Source organism: Sulfitobacter sp. IGS-18, assembly GCF_059628195.1.
The window spans coordinates 2,119,959-2,140,434 of record NZ_CM184556.1 but is presented as its reverse complement, the minus strand read 5'-3'; the positions used below and the strand labels follow the sequence as shown (position 1 = coordinate 2,140,434).

The following is a 20,476-nucleotide window of genomic DNA, read 5'->3' as shown; positions in this document are numbered from 1 at the left end:
ATGGCTTTCAGTGACTTTTGATACGTGTCATAAGAATTGTGAACAGAAATACTCTTGGGAGTTTGGTCCAGATGAAAAAGATTTTCGCACTTACCGCAGCTGTAGCAATGTCCATTGCCGCAGGTGCATCCGCACAGAATACAACTCAGGCAGCTGTCCTGGGTGAAACCGGCAATCCGAACTACCCGATCCGGGTTCAGGGCGGCAATGGCCAGATCTACAGCTGCAAAGCTGAAATCGAAACAATCGACGGTGTGCGTGCACGTCGTTGCGTTCAGGATGACGATGGTGGCGCGCTCTACGCAGCCGGTGCCGGTCTTGGCACAGGCGCGGCAGTTGCAGCCGGTGCACTGCTGCTTGTCGTTCTGGCAGCCAGCGACAGCAGCAATGGCACAACAACCACCACAACTGTCACTGATTAATTCATGACCGCGCCCCTCGGGGCAGGGTTTGGAAAATTCACACCTCCCGGCCATATGGTCGGGAGGTGTTTGCGTTTGTGACCCTTTGTTTTGCCCCGGATCGTAAAACGGTCCGGGCGTTGGATCTGCTGGCGCAGGTGCCAGAGATCAGCCAAAGCTGACCTGCTCGTCACGCGATGGACCGACATTCCATTTGGCGAATTACAGAGTCTGACGAAATGCCTGAAACATCAGGCAGCGTTACCTGATTCAGGTTTTTCGCATGACGCTTTATTGAGTTTTCAGTTTATCTACAGCGTTTCGGGATTAACTTGAAACATCCCGCATCACTTTTCGCGTTCGACCGCAGGGAGAGGCAGCGAACAAGTGATTCAGGTATATCCCGAAGCGCTATAGTATCGCCAATACCCTGCCACGCCTTCGGCGCTATCGGGGGATTGGCGATGCTTCGTTTCAACGAAAACCGGAAAGGTTTTATTCAGCGGGATCTTCCGATGCGCTGCCATCGACATCCGCATCACCCTGATCCGCGATCCAGGCCACGCTGACAACTTCTTCACCCTTGCCGGTGTTGAACACCTTGACGCCACCCGCTGAGCGGGACCGGAACGAAATACCATCCACCGGCACCCGGATCGACTGCCCCTTGGATGTGGCCAGCATGATCTGATCATCCATCTCCACCGGGAAGGAGGCCACGATCTGCCCCGTCTGCATCCGCTTGTCCCAGGCGGTGACACCCATGCCGCCACGCCCGCGCAGCGGATAATCATGGGCCGAGCTGAGCTTGCCCACGCCGCCGGAGGTGATCGTCAGAATCAGGTTTTCCGCCTCGGACATTTCCACGTAACGCTCCATCGGCAGGATCGCATTGGCGTTGCCCTCGTCCTCATCCTCGACCTCGGCGTCATCGGCAATGCCCGCCATCGCGCGGCGCATCTTGAGATAGGCGGCACGTTCGTCCGAGGTCGCCTCGAAGTGGCGGATCACCGACATGGAGACCACACGGTCGTCGCCCGCCAGCCTGATGCCCCGCACCCCGGTGGAGGCGCGCGAGTTGAACACCCGCACGTCATCGGCGCGGAACCGGATCGCCCGGCCCGAATTGGTGGTCAGCATCACATTGTCGTCGTTCGAGGCAATCCGCGCGTTGATCAGCTTCCAGCCTTCGCTTTCGCCTTCGAACTTCATCGCGATCTTGCCGTTCGATTTGACGTTGGTGAAATCGGAAAGCTTGTTGCGCCGCACGGTGCCGTGATCGGTGCAGAAGATCACCTGCAGGTCGTCCCATTCATCTTCGTCACGGTCCACCGGCATGATGGCGGCAATCGACACGCCCGTCGGGATCGGCAGGATGTTCACAATCGCCTTGCCCTTGGAGGTGCGGCTGCCCTGCGGCAGGCGCCAGGTCTTGAGCTTGTAGACCATGCCTTCGGTGGTGAAGAACAGCAGTTGCGTATGGGTGTTGGCCACAAAGAGCGTGGTGACCACGTCGTCCTCTTTCAACCCGCCACCCGACAGCCCCTTGCCACCGCGCCGCTGGCTGCGGAAATCGGCCAATGGGGTCCGTTTGATATAGCCGCCGGAGGTCACGGTCACGACCATGTCCTCGCGGGCGATCAGGTCTTCGTCCTCCATGTCGCCGGACCAGTCCACGATCTCGGTGCGGCGCGGCACGGCGAAAAGCTCTTTCACCTCGCGCAGCTCGTCCGAGATGATGCCCATGATCCGCTCGCGGGAGCCCAGAATCTCCAGGTATTCCTTGATCTTGCCTGCCAGTTCTTCCAACTCGTCGGTGACTTCCTTGACGCCGATCTGGGTCAGGCGCTGCAACCGCAGTTCAAGGATGGCGCGGGCCTGTGCCTCTGACAGGTTATAGGTGCCGTCGTCATTGGCGGTATGGGTCGGATCGTCGATCAGCGCGATATATTCCAGGATGCTGGCGGCGGGCCAGCGTCGTGTCATCAGCTTTTCGCGCGCTTCCGCGGCGTCGGCAGAGGCGCGGATGGTCGCGACAATCTCGTCGATGTTGGTGACCGCAACGGCCAGACCACACAGGATATGGCTGCGCTCGCGCGCCTTGCGCAAAAGATAGGCAGTGCGCCGCGCCACGACCTCTTCGCGGAAGTCGATGAAGGAGGTCAGGAAGCGCCGCAGGGTCAGCGTTTCGGGGCGGCCGCCGTTCAGCGCCAGCATGTTGCAGCCGAAATAGGTTTGCATCGGGGTAAAGCGGTAGAGCTGGTTCATCACGACCTCGGCGGTCGCGTCGCGCTTGAGCTCGATCACGACCCGCACGCCATTGCGGTCGGATTCGTCCTGCACATGGGCAATGCCGTCGATCTTCTTCTCGCGCGCCTGTTCCGCGATGCGTTCAATCATCGTGGCCTTGTTCACCTGATAGGGGATCTCGTCGATGACGATGGCCCAGCGGTCCTTGCGCAGTTCTTCGACCCGGGTTTTCGACCGGATGATGACGCTGCCACGCCCTTCAAGATAGGCTTTGCGCGCGCCGGAGCGGCCCAGCATGATGCCGCCGGTGGGGAAATCGGGGCCGGGGACATATTCGATCAGCTGCTCAGAAGTCAGATCCGGGTCGTCGATCAGCGCCAGGCAGGCGTCGATGACCTCGCCCAGGTTGTGGGGCGGGATGTTGGTGGCCATGCCGACCGCGATACCGCCGGCCCCGTTGACCAGCATGTTCGGGAAACGGGCGGGCAGAACCGAAGGCTCTTTCTGCTTGCCGTCGTAATTGTCCTGGAAATCGACGGTATCCTTGTCGATGTCCGCCAGCAGGAAACCCGCAGGCTTGTCCATCCGCACCTCGGTATAGCGCATGGCGGCGGCATTATCGCCATCCATCGAACCAAAGTTGCCCTGACCGTCGAGCAGCGGCAGCGACATGGAGAAATCCTGCGCCATCCGCACCAGCGCGTCATAGATCGCGGAATCGCCATGGGGGTGGTACTGGCCCATGACATCGCCCACGGGCCGCGCGGACTTGCGATAGGACTTGTCGTGGGTATTTCCGGTCTCGTGCATGGCAAAAAGGATACGCCTGTGCACAGGTTTCAACCCGTCCCGCAGATCGGGAATCGCACGGCTGACGATGACCGACATGGCGTAATCCAGATAGGATGTGCGCATCTCATGTTCGATGGTGACCGAAGGGCCATCGAATTCGGGCCGCTGTGGCGGCATTTCATCTTCGTTTTCAGGGGTTTCCGGCGTGTCGTTCACGTTGACTGCTCTGCTTCTGATGGCGATCTATATATTGTAAGTTTTTATAGCAGACCGGGCATATCAGGTGCAATGCACGATGCCCCCGGAACACTGGCAGCCAATCTTATAGAGTGATAACACACTGTTTTTATTGAAAAGTAATTCATTCGTGCCAAGGTGGTTCTATGGAAGCAGCAAGGAGAGGTCACAAATGGCCCAGACACAAGTTCCAACTGAAACCGAAATGATGCTCAGGGGATATGGTTTGACCACGGCAGAGTTCTTTTACCGGATGCCGGATTATACCCATGTGCTGAACAGCTACATCTGGCAGGACTACGACCTGGCACCGGATCATCCGAAACTCTTCAGCTTTGTCGAGTTCTGGCAGGAGCAGATCGAAGGCCCGCTTCATTCCGTGCGGTTCACCCATCGCAAGCTGATCGGCCCGGGTGAGTGGCGCAATCAGGTGGGCGAATTCATCCTTCATTGAGCGTATCGCAATGTGACGTGGCGTCGCTGTATTTTCCGGCTCACATGCGGCTGTTCCCCGGTTAGGCTGAGGCAGGCCATATGGGAGGAACGGCATGAAACGGCTGCTTGTCGACCAGAAGAACATCACGCAAATCCGGCTGGAAGAGGTGGCGCACCCGCCGTTGCAACCGGGCGAGGCCCGGCTGCGGCTGGAAAGCTTTGCCATCACGGCCAACAACGTCACCTATGCGGCGGTGGGATTTGACATCGGCTACTGGAAGTTCTTTCCCACGAGCGTTGACGGTATGGGGCAGGTCCCGGTCTGGGGCGTCGCAAATGTGGTGGAAAGCCGCAGCGATGCCCTGCAGCCGGGGGCGCGGATCTATGGGTTCTATCCGCTGGCGGAGGAGCTTGTGATCACCCCGGAAATTGACGGGCAGGGCGTGATCCTGGATGCGGCGGCGCATCGGGCCGAACTGCCTGCGGTCTACAACCGCTATATCCCGGTGCGGCAGGGGGCGGCGGAACAGGACCACCTGCGCGCCCTGTTGCAGCCGCTTCTGGCGACCTCATACCTTTTGTTCGACTGGCTGATGGACAATGATTGCTTTGGCGCGGAGCAGATCATCATCGGCTCGGCCTCCTCCAAGACCGGTCTGGGGCTGTGCAAATACCTGGCAGAGCCGGAGGGCCGCAAGTATCGCATCATCGGCCTGACCTCGGAAGGTAACCGCAGCTTTGTCGAGGGGCTGGGGGCCTGTGACCAGGTGCTGAGCTATGATGAGATCGAAAAGATCGCGCAGGTGCCCTCGGTCTATGTGGACATGTCGGGCAATGCGGAGGTCAAGCTGAAGCTGCACAGCCATCTGGCAGAGGTTCTGAAGCATTCGGCCGCCGTCGGCACCAGCCACTGGGACCAGTTTCGCCCGCAGAAATCCCTGCCGGGGCCGAAACCACAGTTCTTTTTCGCCCCGTCCCAGATTGCGAAGCGGCGCGAGGAATGGGGGCCGGGCGAGATCGAAAAGCGCATCACGGCGGCTTGGAAGCGCATCGCAGCAGAAGCCGGGAGCTGGATGCAAGTCCGGGTGCACGAGGGCATCGAGGCCGCGCCCCAGGTCTATGCCGATCTGGCAGAGGGCCGCGCCAGCCCGCGCGACGGACATGTTGTCGTGATTGAAAACTCATCTTGATACACGAAGTGATCTAGCCCGCTTCCTCATGGCGCGGTCCGCCGCACCGCATCTGTCGTTGATCATCGGTCACGAGGCATTGTTCAGGAGGAACGGCGCGCTGCTGGCGCTGGTGCGCGCCGCCCGGGAGCAGGGGGCCGAGACCTCCGCTCTGGCATATAGCGCAGGATGTCCGACGATCTGCGGTCGGTTCATGTTCAATGGCTGTTCGTGAATCCAGGCGGTTCGCAGAAGCCTTCTGGATCGGCCCGAAAGGACGCGTCAGGAAGCAGCCCTGCGGTGCAGGCAGCCCGAAACCGAACGTCTTGCCCGCATCCAGGCATGTGCCAGAGGCGATGCAGCGCGGCTGGCAGCGGCATCTGTCGGGAGCCTCAGCCTAGGCCGAGCAGCTGGCCCCGCCCAGCACGCAGAATTTCGCGCAATGGGGGTGGTTCAGGGCCACCGCACCCTCGGCCTCGGCCAGCGTTGTACCCAGTTCGAATTCGGGGGAATAGGGCAGCAGGGTGCAGGCCAGCACCGCTGGCGTCTCGGCCCCCTTGCGCTTGACCACCATGCGGGAGGACGAACACATCACCGCGTCTGGCGATTTGTTCAATATGCCCCAGCAGGCGGTTGTGATCTCGGGCACGTCGATCCGTTCGTCCATCTCCGGAAACAGCACGGTCATGCCGGGATTGTCGGCGTCGATGTCAAATCCGTGTTCGGCAAAGAATGCGGCATAGCCCGCGCGGCTTTCCGCCTCGCTGTCGGCAAAGACGGAGCGGCCGGCGATGGCCATGCGCAAGCCGTTGTCGCGCAGCCATTTCATGCCCGCGAGCGTCTTGTCAAAAGATCCTTCGCCGCGTTCCGCATCATGCAGCGCCGGGCGATGATGATCGACAGAGATCCGCAGCGTCAGCTTGCCGGGGTAGGCCGTGTTCAGCCGTTTGAGCCCCTCTTGCATGGTCTTGCGCATCATCGGGCGCATGGCGTTGGTCAGGATCAGCACCTCATATCCGCGCGCCAGCGATGCCTCGGTCATTTCGATCATCTGGGGATTCATGAAAGGTTCGCCCCCGGTAAAGGCGATTTCGCGCACCGCCCATTTGCGCGCCTCAAGCTGGTCTAGATAATCGCGGACTTCATCGGCGGTGATATAGACAAGCGCGTCGTTGGTGGGCGAGGAGGCGATGTAGCAATTGGCGCATTCGATGTTGCACAGCGTGCCGGTGTTGAACCACAGCGTCTGCGGATTGCTCAGCGCCACTGTCGCGCGCGGCTCGCCCTTGGCGGTGATCGCCGGATCGATGAACTTGCCGACATTCGCCTGCGATTTGGCGTTGGCCATATCTTTCATGATAGGTCCTTGTCTGATCGTTTCGGATGCTATTCTTTGTGCTAAGCGATCGGGCAAGGCATGAAAAGACCTGTCCGGGGGCAGTGCACGACCTTGTGAAGCCCGAAATTACGAGTATGGTAGCGCTAACGGAAGCTCAGAAACCGCGGGGGCCGATATGACCCAGACCAAAGCCAGCATGACCCAGGCCAAAGACCGGCTGCCACATATGGAAAGCCGGGTGATTCCGGTCGATCCATTCGATCTGGTGATTTTCGGGGGCACGGGTGATCTGGCCCGCCGCAAGATCCTGCCGGGTCTCTTCCGCCGCTTCGTCGCCGGACAGATGCCACCGGAATCGCGCATCATCGGCGCCGCAAGGACTGAGCTGGACAGCGCAGGCTATCGCGAGATGGTGGCAGAGGCGATTGAGGAATTCAACGCCGGGTTCAGCCACACGCCCGAGGCGCTGCAGGCGTTCCTGTCGCGGATCGAATATACCGCCATCGACGCGCGGGGTGAGGCCGGCTGGGCCGAGCTGCAGGAGATCATGAAGGGCAAGGGCCGGACCGAAGCCTATTATTTCTCTGTTTCGCCGACGCTGTTCGGCGATCTGGCCGAACGGCTGCAGCAATGGGGCATGGCAGACAAGGATGCGCGCATCGTGGTTGAAAAACCCTTTGGCCGCGACCTGGAAAGCGCCCATGCGCTGAACGCGACCTTGGCCACCTATTTCAACGAGGATCAGATCTACCGGATCGACCATTACCTCGGCAAGGAGACGGTGCAGAACCTGATGGCGGTCCGATTCGGCAACATGTTGTTCGAACCCCTGTGGAATGCGCAGTTCATCGACCATATCCAGATCACCGTGGCCGAAACCGTGGGTGTCGGGGGCAGGGGTGAATATTATGACAAGTCCGGCGCGATGCGCGACATGGTGCAGAACCACCTGATGCAGCTTTTGTGCCTGATCGCGATGGAACCGCCCGCCCGCTTTTCGCCCGATGCGGTGCGCGATGAAAAGCTGAAAGTCATCCGCGCCCTTGACCCGGTCTTGCCGCACCATATCGTGCGGGGGCAATATCTGGCCGAGACCGGCAATGAGGAAAAGATGCCCGGCTACCGGGAGGCGGTGGAATCGCCGCGGTCGCGCACCGAAAGTTTCGTGGCGCTCAAGACCCATATCAGCAACTGGCGTTGGGCCGGCACGCCCTTCTACCTGCGCACGGGCAAGCGGTTGTCTGCGCGGTCCTCCGAGATCACCGTGGTGTTCAAGGAAACCCCGCATTCGATCTTTGGCGAGGACGCGGGCCGCCACCGCAACGTGCTGTCGATCCGCCTGCAGCCGAACGAGGGGATCACCCTCGGCGTGACCATCAAGGAGCCGGGGCCGGGCGGCATGCGGCTGATCGACGTGCCCCTCGACATGAGCTTTGCCGAAGCCCTGGGCGAGGATGCGGATCAGGTCGACGCCTATGAACGGCTGATCATGGATGTGATGCGCGGCAACCAGACGCTGTTCATGCGCGGCGATGAGGTCGAGGCCGCCTGGGCCTGGACCGATCCGATCATCCAGGGGTGGGAAGCGCGCAACGATGTGCCCAAACCCTATGACAGCGGGTCCGCCGGGCCGGATTACGCAAATGAACTGATGCGGCGTGACGGCCGCGAATGGCGCGAGGTGACCCCATGAACCTGATCGAATATCCCGACCGGGAAATCCTGGCGATGAAGGTCGCGAACCGGCTGGCCGGAGAATTGAAGAAATGCCTTCTGGTGCATGAATTCGCCTCCTTCGCCGTGCCCGGCGGCACCACGCCCGGCCCGGTCTTTGACATGCTCAGCGGCACCGATCTGGACTGGGGCCGGGTGCATGTGATGCTGACCGACGAACGCTGGGTGCCGGAAGAGGATGCGCGTTCGAACGGGGCATTGGTCCGGTCGCGGCTGCTGACCGGCCATGCCGCGGCGGCACAGTTCCTGCCTTTCTACCAGCCGGGTCTGGAGGCAGAGGAGGGCGCCGCCGCCATCGCGCCCGGTCTGGAGACGCAATTGCCGCTGTCGCTGCTGGTGCTGGGCATGGGCGATGACATGCACACCGCCTCGCTGTTTCCGGGGGCTCCCGGGGTCGCGGCGGCGATGGCCGCAGGCGCGCCCAACCTTTGCGTCGTCCGCCCTGAAGATCAGGAGATCGCGCGCGTGACCTTGCCCGCCCATGTGCTGCGCGGCGCGATGTCCACCCATCTGATCATCTTTGGCGATGCGAAACGCGCGGCACTGGAACGCGCTGAAACACTGCCCCCCGAAGAGGCGCCCGTCGCCACCGTTCTGAACAACGCAGAGGTACATTGGGCCGCATGATGACGATCTGGGACAAACTGAAAAGCCGGGCGGATTCCGTCACCGACAGACCGCTGTTGGCCCTGTTCGAGGATGCGGGCAGGGCGGGTGATTTCTCCGTCACGCTGGAGAATCTGCATTTCGACTACGCCAAGACAAACATCGACGCGGACAGCCGCGCCGATCTGATCGCCCTTGCGGAACAGGCAGATGTGGCGGGTAAACGCGACGCGATGTTCGCGGGCGAAAAGATCAACGAGACCGAGGGCCGCGCGGTCCTGCACACCGCGCTGCGCAATCTCGACGGCGGGCCGGTCATGATGGATGGCACCGATGTGATGCCGCAGGTTCACGCCACGCTTGAGCGGATGCGCCGCTATGCCGACGCAGTGCGCGCAAGTGCCATCACCGATGTGGTCAACATCGGCATCGGCGGTTCCGATCTGGGTCCGGCAATGGCAGTGGCCGCACTGGCGCCCTATCACGACGGGCCGCGGTGCCATTTCGTCTCCAACGTCGATGGCGCGCATATCGCCGACACGCTGCGCGGGCTGGATGCCAAAACCACGCTGGTGATCGTCGCTTCCAAGACCTTCACCACGATCGAGACCATGACCAACGCCCGCACCGCCAAGGCCTGGATGACGGATCACGGCGGTGATCCCGCAACGCAGTTCGCAGCGCTCAGCACGGCAGAGGACAAGACGGCAGCCTTTGGCATCAGCCCCGATCAGGTCTTCGGCTTCGAGGACTGGGTCGGCGGGCGTTACTCCATGTGGGGGCCGATCGGTCTCGCGCTGATGATCGCCATCGGGCCAAAGGGATTCGACGCCTTTCTGCGCGGCGGCCAGTCGATGGACCAGCATTTCCGTGTGGCAGCGCCGCTGGAAAACCTGCCGATGATGCTGGCGCTGGTGGGCATCTGGCACAACCAGCTCTGCGGCTATGCGACCCGCGCCGTCTTGCCCTATGATCAGCGGCTGCGGATGTTGCCGGATTATCTCCAGCAGCTGGAGATGGAAAGCAACGGCAAGTCGGTGCAGATGGACGGCACCGAGTGCGCGCATCATACCGGCCCGGTGGTCTGGGGGGCGGCAGGCACCAATGGCCAGCATGCCTTTTATCAGCTGATCCACCAGGGCACCCGGGTGGTGCCCTGCGAATTCCTGGTTGCCGCCAACGGGCATGAGCCTGACCTCGCCCATCACCACCAGTTGCTGCTGGCCAATTGCCTCGCCCAGTCAGAGGCGCTGATGCGGGGCCGCTCGCTGTCCGAGGCGCGGCGCATGATGCAGGCAAAGGGGCTGACCGGGGATGAGCTTGAACGCCAGGCCCGCCACCGGGTCTTTCCGGGCAACCGCCCCTCGACCACGCTGGTCTATCCGCTGCTCGATCCCTTCACCCTGGGCCAGATCATCGCCCTTTACGAACACCGCGTCTTTGTCGAAGGGGTGATCCTGAACATCAATTCCTACGATCAATGGGGCGTGGAACTGGGCAAGGAACTGGCCACCTCCCTGCAACCCATCGTGGAAGGCCGCGAAAACCCCCAGGGCAAGGACGGCTCCACCGCCGCCCTGGTGGGCTACATCCTGAAACACCGGGCCTGACCCCGTTTTCTTTTTGGCTGTAAATATTCCCGGGGTTTGGGGCAGAGCCCCAACAAAATATGGATCGAATGCGGCGCAGCCGCTCCGATGGGTCACATCAGGTCCGGCGCCCGGCCCATCCGGTTTGCCAGCCGCCCCACGGTCAGCCCCTGCACGATGATGGAGAATACCACCACCACATAGGTGCAGGTCAGGATCAGCGATTTCCACTCGCCGTCCGGCAGCGACAGCGCCAGCGCAACGGAGATGCCGCCCTTCAACCCGCCCCAGGTCATGATCGGCGTCACCCCGGCGCTGAAACTGCGGAACGGGCGCAGCATCGCGATGGGAACCGCGACAGCCGCCAGCCGCGCCAGCAGCGCGATGAAAATCGTGATCACGCCGGTCACCAGAACATCCGCGTTCAGGGCGATGGCAAAGACTTCAAAGCCGATCATCAGGAACAGCACCGCATTCAGGATCTCGTCGATCAGCTTCCAGAAGGCCTCCACGTATTTGCGGGTCTCTTCCGACATGCCGCGCGCGGTCCCCACATCGCCGATCAGCAGACCGGCGCAGACCGCCATGATCGGGGCGGAGACATGCAGCCAGACCGCCAGCTCGTAGCCGCCAAAAGCCAGCCCCAGTGTCAGCAGCACCTCCAGCGAATAATCGTCGATCCGGCGCATCACCCGGAAGGTCAGCCAGCCCAGCACCAGCCCCAGCACCGCGCCGCCAAAGGCCTCCTGCACGAAAAGCAGTGCCGCATCGCCGAAGGGGCTGCCGCCCGACCCGTGATGCGCGCCCGGAAAGGCGAGGCCCACCAGCACCAGGAACACCACATAGCCGACTCCGTCGTTGAACAGGCTTTCACCCGCGATCTTGGTCTCCAGCGCCTTGGGCAGATCGGCCTCGCGCAGCACGCCCAGCACCGCCACCGGATCGGTGGGGGAAATCAGCGCGCCAAAGACCAGCGCCAGCAGCAGCGGCATGCCGGTCAGCCAGGAGAACCCGACGCCCACCACCAGCGTCGACAGGGCGATGCCCAGCGTCGCCATCAGGAACACGCTCAGCCATTCGCTGCGCAGGTCGCTCAGCTTGACATGCAGCGCTCCGGCAAAGAGCAGCAGGCCCAGCATCCCCTCCAGCAGCGCCTCGGAAAAGTCGATGCCGGTGACCAGCTGCCGCACCGTGTCGGCGATGCCCAGGGCGGGCAGGGCAAGGTCCAGCCCCAGCAGCCCGAAGGAGGCCAGCAGCGACACCACAAGGATGCCGATGGCCGAAGGCAGCTTCAGAAACAGGTAGTTGATCGCACCAAACGCCCCGGCCATGACAATCAGCAGGGACGTGATCTGCAGAAAGTTCATGTCTTGAGGTCGTAGGTGACCCACATGGTCCTTGTGGCCAGACGGTCATAGACATTGCGCCCGCGGTAATTGTCATCCGCCGTGATCCAGCGCACCGTGGCCCAGCCGCGCGCCCGCGCCTGTTCCGCCACCGCCTCGATCAGGGCCTGCGCCGCACCCGAACCGCGCGCGGCCGGGTCGACAAAGAGATCGTCGAGAAAACAATTGGTCACCGCCCGCAGGGGGCTGGCGAAGGGGCGGAAATGGGTCAGCCCGATCAGGCGGCCCTCTGCGGTTTCGGCGACAAGACCGTTGCATTCATGGGCCTCGTCCATCAGCCAGCCGAACACGGTATCGCGCATTTCCGGGGTCTGCTCGACCTTGTAGAATTCGGCGTAACCCTGGTAAAGCCGGTCCCAGTTCTCGCGGTCTTCGGATGTGGTGGGGCGAATGATCAGTGTCATTGGGAAATCCTCCGGTTCAGGGCGTGCCCGCGGGCAGGCAGACAGGCCGTATAGCTGACCTTTAGGCACCTTACGGTACGCTTGCAAGTGCGGGGCCGCTGATCCACTCTGGCGAAAAGAACGGATGAGGAGGATCCCGATGCTAGGCCAGATGATGTCACAACCCCTGTTGATTTCCAGCCTGATTGAACATGCTGAGAGGTACCATGCCGGGGGGCAGATCTATTCGGTCAACACCGGTGGCGGGGTCGAGGAAACCACATGGGGGCAGGTCGCGGCGAATGCCCGGCGTCTGGCCTCGGCGTTGACCGGCCTGGGGCTCGACCCGCAGGCGCGCTGCGGCACGATTGCCTGGAACAACCGGCGGCATCTTGAGATCTACTTTGGCGTATCGGGGGGCGGTTTTGTCTGCCACACGATCAACCCGCGCCTGTTCCCGGAACAGCTGGTCTATATCCTCAACCATGCCGAGGACAAGGTGCTGTTCATCGACGCCACCTTTGTCCCGCTGGTCGCCGCGATCCGCGACAAGCTGGAGCATCTGGAACATATCGTCCTGATGGAGGGCGCGGTGGGCGATGCCGCCGGCAAACTGCCCGGCATCATCGCCTATGACGATCTGCTGGCCCAGGGCGATGCGGCTTATGACTGGCCGGAAATGGATGAATATACCGCTTCAAGCCTTTGTTATACATCGGGAACCACCGGAAACCCCAAGGGTGTTCTTTACAGCCACCGCTCCACGGTGCTGCATTCCTTTGGCATCAACCTGGCCGATAGTGTCGCGATTTCCGCCGCCGAGGTTGTGCTGCCGGTGGTGCCGATGTTCCACGTCAACGCCTGGGGCGCGCCCTATGCCTGCGCCATGGTCGGCGCGCGCATGGTGATGCCGGGGCCGGGGCTGGACGGCCCGTCGCTGGTCCGGCTGATCGACACCTACCGCGTCTCGCTGGCGCTGGGGGTGCCGACGATCTGGCTGGGCCTGCTGGGCGAGGCCAAGAAAAGCGGCAGCACGCTGGCCAGCCTCAAGCGCACCGTGGTGGGCGGCTCGGCCTGTCCGCCGTCGATGATCAAGAGCTTCCGCGAGGAATTCGGGGTCGATACGATCCACGCCTGGGGGATGACCGAAATGTCGCCCGTCGGCTCCGTCAACCGCCCGCTGGCCAAACACGCCGACCTGCCGGAGGCGGAACAGCACCGCCTGCGCGAAAATCAGGGGCGTCCGGTGTTCGGGGTGGAGCTGGAAATCCTGGACGACGATGGCAAGCCACTGCCGCATGACGGCAAGGCGCAGGGCGATCTGGTGACACGCGGGCACTGGATTCTGGATGCCTATTTCAAGAAAACCTCGGAAGAGACCCTGACCAACGGCTGGTTCGACACCGGCGATGTCGCCACCATGGACCCGGACGGCTATATCACGATCAAGGACCGCTCAAAGGACATCATCAAGTCGGGCGGCGAATGGATCAGCTCTGTCGAGCTGGAGAATATCGCCATCTCGCATCCGCAGCTGGCCGATGCCGCGGTGATCGGCGCGCGGCACGAGAAATGGGACGAACGCCCGGTGCTGGTCGCGGTCAGGGCCGAAGGGCAGGACCCGTCCGAAGAAGAGGTCTTGAGCGTGTTCGACGGCAAGATTGCCAAGTGGCAGGTGCCGGACAAGGTGGTGTTCACCGATGTGCTGCCGCGCAATGCGACGGGCAAGGTGTTGAAACGCAACCTGCGCGAAGAATTTGGCGAGGTGCTGATCGGATAGGGGTCAGACCCCTTTCCAGCGTTCCAGCCGCGGGATCCCGCGGGTAAAGAGCCATGCCATGATCTTCGGCATGCCCGACCGCATCAGCGCCTCGACGCAGTGCTGCTGGAATTCGGTCACCGTGACATCCGGGTGCCGGAACGCGCCTTCGGCATAGCAGATCGAACAATAGGTGGTGCTGAGGCTGCCGTCAGCCTCGGTGCCGCCGCCCTGGGGGTCCTTGCCGAGCGGCATGCCGCAACTTTGACAGGAGGATGTGGCCATCTGGATTCTCCGAAAGGGTCAGGCGCAGCGGGTCAGGGACGCGGGATCGGCACGGACCGGCTGTCTGAGGATGGTTTTCAGCCGGGCAGGTGCCGTCCGGCGCGGATCGCTGAGGTAGATCTCGTGGTGCGGCCCGTTAAAGGTCAGCCCGCGTTCGGGCATCACCCGGTGATGAAGATCCGCAAGCACCGGCGCTTCGTCATCATAGCTGCCCAGATGCAGGGTTTGCAGCGACAGGCCTTCGTCATGGCGTTCAAGCCGCAGCGTTTCGGGCAGGCTGCCGAGTTTGCGCCTGGTCTTGTCGCGGGCGGCCTCGTAGATCGCGGATGTCACGAAATCCGGCACCATGATCATCATCGTCCACTGCCATTCATCCTTTCTGCGCGCGGCAAAGGCAGTTGGATCATCCGCCCACCACAGCCCTTCCAGCGGCGGCACCACATAATCCTGTGACAGCGTCGCCCGGACGGCAAATTTCATCGCATAGCTGACGCCATAAAGGCATTGAACCGCCTGCAGGTATTCGGCCGAAGTGTTCGGATTACCTGCGCCATCCACTTTGACAAAATGCATCTGCGGCACGTCAATCTCTGCAAATGGCCCGGCAGCGGGGCCATAAAGCTGTTTCATCGTCTTTTTGAAGTCGATCTTCTTCATCGTGAAGCCCGTTCCGCCCGGTTTACGGGTCATCGCCTTAGATTGCCGATTGCCCTGCAGGTCGAAGCAAACTATAAACTGTGGACCATTGTCAACGGTTTTGAGGGCATGATGCGCATCGGTGAACTGGCAAGGCGGGCGGAGGTCAGCCGCGATACGATCCGTTTCTACGAACGCCACGGGCTGATCCGGTCTGACACCGACCCCGAGGCCTCAAACAGCTATCGCATTTACCCCGAGGATGCGATTCTGACCCTAGAAGTGATCCGCGACGCCCAGGCAGCGGGTTTGAGTATCGCCGACATCACCTTGTTTGTAGGCCAGTTCATGGCGCAGGGCGGCGGTGCGGAGGAGATGGAGCGCTTTCTGGACGACAAGATCGCCGAGGTCGCGACCCGCCTGACGGCGAGCCAGCGTTTCCTGACCCTGCTGCAACAGACCAGACAGGCGCTTGCGCGCGCGCCGCTGGATGGATTGAATGAAGTTGAAAGTGGAGCGGGTAACGAGAATCGAACTCGTAACTAAAGCTTGGGAAGCTGCCGTGATACCTTTTCACCATACCCGCGCGCCTGCGTTTGGATATGCGCGGGGCGCAGCGCCGTCAAGGGGGCGGCGCGCACAAAGCGGAGGACAGGATGAGTTACAAACCTGACGGATACAACAGCGCGTCGCCCTATCTGATGGTCCGCGATGCCAATGCGACCCTGGGCTTTCTGGAAGCCGCCTTCGGCGCCACCCGGCTGCGGGTGATCCCGGGCGAGGGCGGCAAGGGGATCATGCATGCAGAGGCGCTTGTGGATGATACGGTGATCATGATGGGCGAAATGCCGGAAAGCACCGAAGCCCATGTGCATGTCTATGTGGCAGAGGCGGAAGCGGCCTTTGCCCGTGCGCTGGCGGCTGGCGGGACGGAGGTGCAGCCGCTGACGGACAAGGGCGAAGGCGACCTGCGCGGCGGGGTGCGGGATGCCAATGGCGTCACCTGGTGGATCTCCCGGCAGCTGGATTAAAGCGTTTCCGGTTTTCGTTGAAACGAAGCATCGCCAATGTCCCGGGAGCGCCGGAGGCGCGGCAGGGTGTTGGCGATACGACATGAACTGGAAACGCTATAGGCGGGATCAGCCCTTGGTCCGGGCGGTGAAGAGGTTGATCTGCGCGGGAATGCGGATACCCTTTGGCGTCTCGAAGGGTTCCAGACCTGCAATCAACGCGTCAACCAGCCGTGCGCGGTCGGCGTCATCCGCCTCGAAATGGGTCAGGGCCCGCTGGGCCGGGCCGATGTCGCAAAGCAATTGCGCCACCTGCGCCGCGTCGCCCGGCGGTGTCAGGTCCAAGGGCAGCACGCGGGCCTTGATCTCCACCAGTCCCGCCGCGTCCAGCAATGCGACAACCTTTTGCCTGTCGCGCAGGGCGAAGGGTCCGGGCGCATCCGGATCAGTCTTGGGGACCGCGCCGATCACCGTCTTTGCGATGGCGGCAGGCATGGTGAAATAGGGGTTCTCCGCGATGTCACCCCAGGTAGCAAAGCTCAACTGCGCACCAGGGCGCAACCCGCTGGCAATATTGGCAAAGGCCGCCTGGGTGTTTTCAAAGAACATCACGCCAAAGCGGGAAATCATCGCGTCGAACTGATCCGGCTCGAAGTCGAACGTCTGCGCATCGCCCTGGATGAACGTCAGGCCGGGGGCATCCGCCGTTGACAGGCGGGCATGGGCCAGCAGCGCATGAGAGATGTCCAGCCCGCAGGCGCTGCCATCGTGTCCGGCCAGCCGTGCCGCCGCTGCTGTGCTGGTGCCGGCACCGCAGCCGATGTCGAGCACCCTGTCGCCCCGCCGGATATGCGCCGCGCCAAGCACATGGTCGAGCACCGGTGCAAGGGCGCGGTCCATGTTTTCCATCTGGGCCACCCAGATCGGGCCTGCCTGAGCGTTCCAGAATTCCTGTTGCTCTGCGTTGCTCATCCCCGGCGCCGCCTGCGTCTGCCGCCGGAATCGCCGCCGTGATCGCCCCCGGTGTTGAAGGTGGCTGTCGGCAGGGTGACGATGGAGTGGAGGATCGGAAAGGGTTCAACCGCGTTGGGGATGGCGGAAGCATTGACGAAATGCTCCTGAAAGCGCGGTTCAATCGCGGTTTCGACCTTGTGGATGTCGCGCACGGTCTGTTCGATCTCGGCCCGCGCGTCGGTGTTCAGCAGGGCAATCCGCGCGCCGGTCCCGGCGGCGTTTCCGGCCGATGTCACCTTGTCCAGCGGCGCATCGGGGATCATGCCCAGCACCATCGCATGTTTGGTGCTGATATGCGCGCCGAAGGCACCGGCCAGCACGATGCGGTCCACCTTGTCGACGCCGAATTTATCCATCAGCAGCCGCGCCCCGGAATACAGCGCCGCCTTGGCCATCTGGATCTCGCGGATGTCGCGGTTGGTGACGGTGATCAGCGGGCCGCCATTGCCGGTGCCGTCATAGACCAGGTAGGAATTGGTGCGCCCGTCGGCAAAGACCGCAGGTGATCCGGTCTGCTCTGCCGTGCCGATCAGGCCGGGGGCGTCGACGATGCCGTGGATGCGCATCTCTGCCACCATCTCGATGATGCCGGAGCCGCAGATGCCGGTGACGCCGGTGGTGGCGATTTCGGCCTCGAAACCGGGGTCATCGGACCACAGGTCGCTGCCGATCACCTTGAAGCGTGGCAGCTTGGTCACCGGGTCGATCTCCACCCGTTCGATGGCACCGGGGGCGGCGCGCTGACCGGAGCTGATCTGCGCGCCCTCAAAGGCCGGGCCGGTGGGCGAGGAACAGGCCAGCACCTTGGTCTTGTTGCCCAGCAGGATTTCCGCGTTGGTGCCCACGTCGACCACCAGCACCAGATCCTCGGATTTGTCCGGTGCCTCGCTCAGCGCGACGGCGGCGGCATCCGCGCCCACATGGCCCGCGATACAGGGCAGCAGATAGACCCGCGCCGAGGGGTGAATGTTGAGGTCGAGATCATCGGCGCGCAGGCGCATGGCGTTGGAGGTGGCCAGCGCAAAGGGCGCCTGACCCAGCTCGAAAGGGTCGATGCCCAGAAACAGGTGGTGCATCACCGGGTTGCAGACAAAGACGGCGTCGACAATCAGGTTCTTGTCCACATTGCCTTCGGTTGCGATCTGGGTGAACAGCGCATTCATGCCTTCGCGCACCGCGCGGGTCATTTCCTCGGCACCCCTGGGGTTCATCATCGAATAGCTGACCCGGCTCATCAGGTCTTCGCCAAAGCGGATCTGCGGGTTCATCACCCCTGACGAGGCCAGCACCGCGCCGGTTTGCAGATCACACAGATGCGCGGCGATGGTGGTTGACCCCAGATCGACCGCCAGCCCATAGACCGTGCCATCGTAATATCCCGGCCAGATATGCATGATGCGGGGCGGGTTTTCCGCATCGCCCAGATGCACGGCGACAGTCACCTTCCACTCGCCCTTGCGCAGGATCGGTTGCATCATTTGCAGGATGTGCAGGTCTGCATTGACCTTTTCGAGGCTCCATTGTTCGCGCAGCGCATCGCGCAGGCGTTCCAGATCGCCCGAGGGGTCGTGCATGTCCGGTTCGGCCACTTCGATATAGAACAGCTTGGTCGAGGGGTTGAGAACGATCTCGCGCGCTTCGGCGCGTTTGCGCACGACCTGTTTGTGCACCTGGCTTTCGGGGGGCACGTCGATCACCACGTCACCCTGCACGGTTGCCTGACAGCCCAGCCTGCGCCCTTCCTTCAGCCCGCGCTTGTCCTTGTAGCGCTGCTCCACCGAGTTCCATTCACTCAGCGCGTTGCCGCTGACGGTAACGCCGTGTTTGGAAAATTCGCCGTAGCTGGGCGTGATCTGGCATTTCGAGCAGATGCCGCGCCCGCCGCAGACCGAATCCAGGTCAACCCCCAGCTGCCGCGCCGCCGTCAGGATCGGCGTGCCGACAGGGAAGTTTCCCCGCTTGCCAGAGGGGGTGAAGATCACCAGGGGATCGCTGCTCATCTCGTGCCGTCCTTAACTGCTTTTGGCCACCATAGCGCCCCCTGCGGCAGGTGGAAGCCAAAGGGCGGCAATAAATGAACGCTGGGCGTCATTTGCGCCATCCCTTTGCCGTCACGGCGACGATTTTCGCGCGTGTCAGCCCCCGGGGAACCCCCGCGATCAGTCGCGGCGAAAGGTGAAGAGGTCGCCGGGCTGGCAGTCAAGGTAATCGCAGATCTTTGCCAGCGTCTCGAAACGCACCCCTTTGACCTTGCCCTGCCGCAGCAGTGAAAGATTGGCCTGAGTAATGCCGATGTGTTCGGCCAATGCGCGCCCGCTCACGCCACGTTGCGCCAGGATCACGGCAAGATGTACCTCGATCTGCATCAGACGAACTGCTTGTTTTCGGCATCCAATGCCGCCGCTTCGACGATGATCCAGGCCAGGATCCAGACTCCGGCGGCCAGGAGCATCGTCTGCAGATCACCCATGCCGAAACGCAGGCTCAGCGCGCCCTGTTCTTGACCAATTGAGAGGATCACGCCGGTCAGCGGGACCACAGCCACCCGCATCAAGGCAGAGACGAACAAGGCCACGGCAAAGCGTTTGAGCGCGCCAAACACCACGGGCGCGAAACAGGCGCCGCGCCCAAAGGATATCAGCGCGGGCCGCAGCGCCCACAGTCCCCAGGACAGCAACAGGGCAGGCAGGCTTGCAACAAGGGCAATCAAAAGCTGCGTGCCGGAGGAAAGGGCAGACGGCGGTGGCGCGACATGGGCAGATGCAGCGAGCATGTCGAGAGGAAGCAGCAGCACCGTGATGAACACCAAAGGCGGAAGCGCGACTGCCAGAACTAGTGTTGCTGCGGCAAGAATCCTGCTCCACCACATGATGCGTTTTTGACGGTTGACCTGATCCATTTCAACTCTCCCTGGTATTGGACTTGATCTTTATTAAGCAGATGAATTATCGTTTAGCAATAATTAATTGCTGTTTAGGAGTAAACAATGCGCCGCCACCTTGCCATACTGCTGATCGCCCTTGTCTGCGGCACAGGCCCCGCAGCAGCGGATCAACGCGCGCCAGCGTTGGGCCTTGACCGCCTTTTCGCCTGGATGGATCGCGCCCGGACCGATCCCGAAGAAAAGAAGAGGCTGGGTGTCTACCTGCGTCAGGTCATCGGACAGGCCATGGCAGAGGACCGGCAGTCTGGCAGGCCGACCATATGTGCCGCAGCGGGGCAGGGGCAGTTCGACGCGGTGGACTTCTGGCGATACGCCAGCGCCCGCGCGCCCGGACCCGCCGATCAAAGCAGGATGGATGCGGCGGTGATGATCCTTCAGTTCGTCCGGCATCAGAATCCCTGCCGATGACACGCGATGCAGAACCATCCGCAAATGGACGCAATAGGTCTTTCCAATCCAGACCATCCGTGAAATATGAAACCGCCAA

At 62.2% G+C, this 20,476-nt stretch carries 21 protein-coding genes and 1 tRNA gene; 11 read left to right on the top strand and 11 right to left on the bottom strand.

Annotated elements, in window-relative coordinates; translation table 11 throughout:
• Positions 1-71 precede the first annotated feature (71 nt).
• Positions 72-422, top strand: coding sequence for a hypothetical protein (locus ACWNZ3_RS10375; RefSeq protein WP_274575550.1), 351 nt, complete (start codon positions 72-74; stop codon positions 420-422).
• A gap of 474 nt (positions 423-896) precedes the next feature.
• On the opposite strand, the gene gyrA is transcribed toward ACWNZ3_RS10375, so the two are convergent.
• Positions 897-3,620 carry a DNA gyrase subunit A gene (gene gyrA / locus ACWNZ3_RS10370; protein ID WP_269362083.1) on the bottom strand — a complete coding sequence of 908 codons (2,724 nt, stop codon included), beginning with the start codon at positions 3,618-3,620 and terminating at the stop codon, positions 897-899.
• 232 nt (positions 3,621-3,852) lie between these two features.
• Between gyrA and ACWNZ3_RS10365 the strand changes: the two genes are divergently transcribed.
• The 3 genes from ACWNZ3_RS10365 to ACWNZ3_RS10355 all read left to right on the top strand — a co-directional run bounded on the left by ACWNZ3_RS10365 (position 3,853) and on the right by ACWNZ3_RS10355 (position 5,519).
• A complete protein-coding gene (locus tag ACWNZ3_RS10365) occupies positions 3,853-4,134 on the top strand; it encodes an usg protein (protein ID WP_269361949.1) in 282 nt (93 codons plus the stop codon).
• A 94-nt stretch (positions 4,135-4,228) separates the two neighbouring features.
• Positions 4,229-5,305, top strand: a complete 1,077-nt coding sequence (locus ACWNZ3_RS10360; protein WP_496899894.1) for a DUF2855 family protein — start codon at positions 4,229-4,231, stop codon at positions 5,303-5,305.
• 28 nt (positions 5,306-5,333) lie between these two features.
• Complete coding sequence (locus tag ACWNZ3_RS10355; RefSeq protein ID WP_496899893.1) at positions 5,334-5,519, top strand: hypothetical protein; 186 nt, start codon at positions 5,334-5,336, stop codon at positions 5,517-5,519.
• A gap of 162 nt (positions 5,520-5,681) precedes the next feature.
• Here the strand turns inward: ACWNZ3_RS10355 and ACWNZ3_RS10350 are convergent, their stop codons facing one another.
• The gene (locus ACWNZ3_RS10350; protein ID WP_496899892.1) at positions 5,682-6,641 is read right to left on the bottom strand and encodes a radical SAM protein; all 960 of its coding nucleotides are present in this window, start codon (positions 6,639-6,641) and stop codon (positions 5,682-5,684) included.
• Positions 6,642-6,849: 208 nt separating this feature from the next.
• Between ACWNZ3_RS10350 and zwf the strand changes: the two genes are divergently transcribed.
• Genes zwf through pgi form a run of 3 tightly spaced genes read left to right on the top strand, consistent with a single transcriptional unit; the run spans position 6,850 to position 10,573 of the window.
• A complete protein-coding gene (gene zwf, locus ACWNZ3_RS10345; protein WP_269362085.1) occupies positions 6,850-8,316 on the top strand; it encodes a glucose-6-phosphate dehydrogenase in 1,467 nt (488 codons plus the stop codon).
• Positions 8,313-8,984, top strand: coding sequence for a 6-phosphogluconolactonase (gene pgl / locus ACWNZ3_RS10340; protein ID WP_269361957.1), 672 nt, complete (start codon positions 8,313-8,315; stop codon positions 8,982-8,984). Before zwf ends, pgl begins: the two co-directional genes overlap by 4 nt.
• Positions 8,981-10,573: a glucose-6-phosphate isomerase gene (pgi, locus tag ACWNZ3_RS10335; protein WP_496899891.1), complete on the top strand. Its 1,593-nt coding sequence runs from the start codon at positions 8,981-8,983 to the stop codon at positions 10,571-10,573. The genes pgl and pgi overlap by 4 nt, the downstream gene beginning before the upstream one ends.
• Before the next feature lie 92 nt (positions 10,574-10,665).
• Here pgi and ACWNZ3_RS10330 read toward each other — a convergent pair whose 3' ends face one another.
• Together ACWNZ3_RS10330 and ACWNZ3_RS10325 are read right to left on the bottom strand one after the other, a co-directional pair.
• Positions 10,666-11,919, bottom strand: a complete 1,254-nt coding sequence (locus ACWNZ3_RS10330) for a cation:proton antiporter (RefSeq protein WP_496899890.1) — start codon at positions 11,917-11,919, stop codon at positions 10,666-10,668.
• Positions 11,916-12,362, bottom strand: a complete 447-nt coding sequence (locus ACWNZ3_RS10325) for a GNAT family N-acetyltransferase (protein WP_274575558.1) — start codon at positions 12,360-12,362, stop codon at positions 11,916-11,918. The genes ACWNZ3_RS10330 and ACWNZ3_RS10325 overlap by 4 nt, the downstream gene beginning before the upstream one ends.
• A gap of 139 nt (positions 12,363-12,501) precedes the next feature.
• Between ACWNZ3_RS10325 and ACWNZ3_RS10320 the strand changes: the two genes are divergently transcribed.
• Positions 12,502-14,121 (top strand): long-chain-fatty-acid--CoA ligase, encoded by a 1,620-nt coding sequence (locus ACWNZ3_RS10320; RefSeq protein WP_496899889.1) that lies wholly within the window; start codon positions 12,502-12,504, stop codon positions 14,119-14,121.
• 3 nt (positions 14,122-14,124) lie between these two features.
• Here ACWNZ3_RS10320 and ACWNZ3_RS10315 read toward each other — a convergent pair whose 3' ends face one another.
• Together ACWNZ3_RS10315 and ACWNZ3_RS10310 are read right to left on the bottom strand one after the other, a co-directional pair.
• Positions 14,125-14,385 (bottom strand): zinc ribbon domain-containing protein, encoded by a 261-nt coding sequence (locus ACWNZ3_RS10315; protein WP_274575560.1) that lies wholly within the window; start codon positions 14,383-14,385, stop codon positions 14,125-14,127.
• Positions 14,386-14,403: 18 nt separating this feature from the next.
• Positions 14,404-15,042: a GyrI-like domain-containing protein gene (locus ACWNZ3_RS10310; protein ID WP_496899888.1), complete on the bottom strand. Its 639-nt coding sequence runs from the start codon at positions 15,040-15,042 to the stop codon at positions 14,404-14,406.
• A gap of 42 nt (positions 15,043-15,084) precedes the next feature.
• On the opposite strand from ACWNZ3_RS10310, the gene ACWNZ3_RS10305 reads away from it, so the two are divergent.
• Positions 15,085-15,567 carry a MerR family transcriptional regulator gene (locus tag ACWNZ3_RS10305; RefSeq protein WP_496899887.1) on the top strand — a complete coding sequence of 161 codons (483 nt, stop codon included), beginning with the start codon at positions 15,085-15,087 and terminating at the stop codon, positions 15,565-15,567.
• Here ACWNZ3_RS10305 and ACWNZ3_RS10300 read toward each other — a convergent pair.
• Positions 15,534-15,607: transfer RNA gene (locus ACWNZ3_RS10300), tRNA-Gly, on the bottom strand. The genes ACWNZ3_RS10305 and ACWNZ3_RS10300 overlap by 34 nt on opposite strands.
• A 70-nt stretch (positions 15,608-15,677) precedes the next feature.
• On the opposite strand from ACWNZ3_RS10300, the gene ACWNZ3_RS10295 reads away from it, so the two are divergent.
• Positions 15,678-16,052, top strand: coding sequence for a VOC family protein (locus tag ACWNZ3_RS10295; RefSeq protein WP_496899886.1), 375 nt, complete (start codon positions 15,678-15,680; stop codon positions 16,050-16,052).
• A 108-nt stretch (positions 16,053-16,160) separates the two neighbouring features.
• On the opposite strand, the gene ACWNZ3_RS10290 is transcribed toward ACWNZ3_RS10295, so the two are convergent.
• The 4 genes from ACWNZ3_RS10290 to ACWNZ3_RS10275 form a co-directional block, all read right to left on the bottom strand.
• A complete protein-coding gene (locus ACWNZ3_RS10290) occupies positions 16,161-17,003 on the bottom strand; it encodes a class I SAM-dependent methyltransferase (protein ID WP_269361971.1) in 843 nt (280 codons plus the stop codon).
• Complete coding sequence (locus tag ACWNZ3_RS10285) at positions 17,000-19,045, bottom strand: ASKHA domain-containing protein (RefSeq protein WP_496899885.1); 2,046 nt, start codon at positions 19,043-19,045, stop codon at positions 17,000-17,002. The genes ACWNZ3_RS10290 and ACWNZ3_RS10285 overlap by 4 nt, the downstream gene beginning before the upstream one ends.
• 159 nt (positions 19,046-19,204) lie before the next feature.
• Positions 19,205-19,411, bottom strand: coding sequence for a helix-turn-helix domain-containing protein (locus ACWNZ3_RS10280; protein WP_274575566.1), 207 nt, complete (start codon positions 19,409-19,411; stop codon positions 19,205-19,207).
• A complete protein-coding gene (locus ACWNZ3_RS10275; RefSeq protein WP_496899884.1) occupies positions 19,411-19,944 on the bottom strand; it encodes a hypothetical protein in 534 nt (177 codons plus the stop codon). Before ACWNZ3_RS10275 ends, ACWNZ3_RS10280 begins: the two co-directional genes overlap by 1 nt.
• An 87-nt stretch (positions 19,945-20,031) precedes the next feature.
• Between ACWNZ3_RS10275 and ACWNZ3_RS10270 the strand changes: the two genes are divergently transcribed.
• Positions 20,032-20,397, top strand: a complete 366-nt coding sequence (locus ACWNZ3_RS10270) for a hypothetical protein (protein ID WP_496899883.1) — start codon at positions 20,032-20,034, stop codon at positions 20,395-20,397.
• Positions 20,398-20,476: the final 79 nt, after the last annotated feature.

Bases quoted from the DNA above. Each gene is read 5' to 3' on its own strand.
- ACWNZ3_RS10375 (WP_274575550.1), top strand. From the start codon at position 72: ATGAAAAAGATTTTCGCACTTACCGCAGCTGTAGCAATGTCCATTGCC.
- gyrA (WP_269362083.1), bottom strand. From the start codon at position 3,620: ATGCCGCCACAGCGGCCCGAATTCGATGGCCCTTCGGTCACCATCGAA.
- ACWNZ3_RS10365 (WP_269361949.1), top strand. From the start codon at position 3,853: ATGGCCCAGACACAAGTTCCAACTGAAACCGAAATGATGCTCAGGGGA.
- ACWNZ3_RS10360 (WP_496899894.1), top strand. From the start codon at position 4,229: ATGAAACGGCTGCTTGTCGACCAGAAGAACATCACGCAAATCCGGCTG.
- ACWNZ3_RS10355 (WP_496899893.1), top strand. From the start codon at position 5,334: ATGGCGCGGTCCGCCGCACCGCATCTGTCGTTGATCATCGGTCACGAG.
- ACWNZ3_RS10350 (WP_496899892.1), bottom strand. From the start codon at position 6,641: ATGAAAGATATGGCCAACGCCAAATCGCAGGCGAATGTCGGCAAGTTC.
- zwf (WP_269362085.1), top strand. From the start codon at position 6,850: ATGGAAAGCCGGGTGATTCCGGTCGATCCATTCGATCTGGTGATTTTC.
- pgl (WP_269361957.1), top strand. From the start codon at position 8,313: ATGAACCTGATCGAATATCCCGACCGGGAAATCCTGGCGATGAAGGTC.
- pgi (WP_496899891.1), top strand. From the start codon at position 8,981: ATGATGACGATCTGGGACAAACTGAAAAGCCGGGCGGATTCCGTCACC.
- ACWNZ3_RS10330 (WP_496899890.1), bottom strand. From the start codon at position 11,919: ATGAACTTTCTGCAGATCACGTCCCTGCTGATTGTCATGGCCGGGGCG.
- ACWNZ3_RS10325 (WP_274575558.1), bottom strand. From the start codon at position 12,362: ATGACACTGATCATTCGCCCCACCACATCCGAAGACCGCGAGAACTGG.
- ACWNZ3_RS10320 (WP_496899889.1), top strand. From the start codon at position 12,502: ATGCTAGGCCAGATGATGTCACAACCCCTGTTGATTTCCAGCCTGATT.
- ACWNZ3_RS10315 (WP_274575560.1), bottom strand. From the start codon at position 14,385: ATGGCCACATCCTCCTGTCAAAGTTGCGGCATGCCGCTCGGCAAGGAC.
- ACWNZ3_RS10310 (WP_496899888.1), bottom strand. From the start codon at position 15,042: ATGAAGAAGATCGACTTCAAAAAGACGATGAAACAGCTTTATGGCCCC.
- ACWNZ3_RS10295 (WP_496899886.1), top strand. From the start codon at position 15,678: ATGAGTTACAAACCTGACGGATACAACAGCGCGTCGCCCTATCTGATG.
- ACWNZ3_RS10290 (WP_269361971.1), bottom strand. From the start codon at position 17,003: ATGAGCAACGCAGAGCAACAGGAATTCTGGAACGCTCAGGCAGGCCCG.
- ACWNZ3_RS10285 (WP_496899885.1), bottom strand. From the start codon at position 19,045: ATGAGCAGCGATCCCCTGGTGATCTTCACCCCCTCTGGCAAGCGGGGA.
- ACWNZ3_RS10280 (WP_274575566.1), bottom strand. From the start codon at position 19,411: ATGCAGATCGAGGTACATCTTGCCGTGATCCTGGCGCAACGTGGCGTG.
- ACWNZ3_RS10275 (WP_496899884.1), bottom strand. From the start codon at position 19,944: ATGGATCAGGTCAACCGTCAAAAACGCATCATGTGGTGGAGCAGGATT.
- ACWNZ3_RS10270 (WP_496899883.1), top strand. From the start codon at position 20,032: ATGCGCCGCCACCTTGCCATACTGCTGATCGCCCTTGTCTGCGGCACA.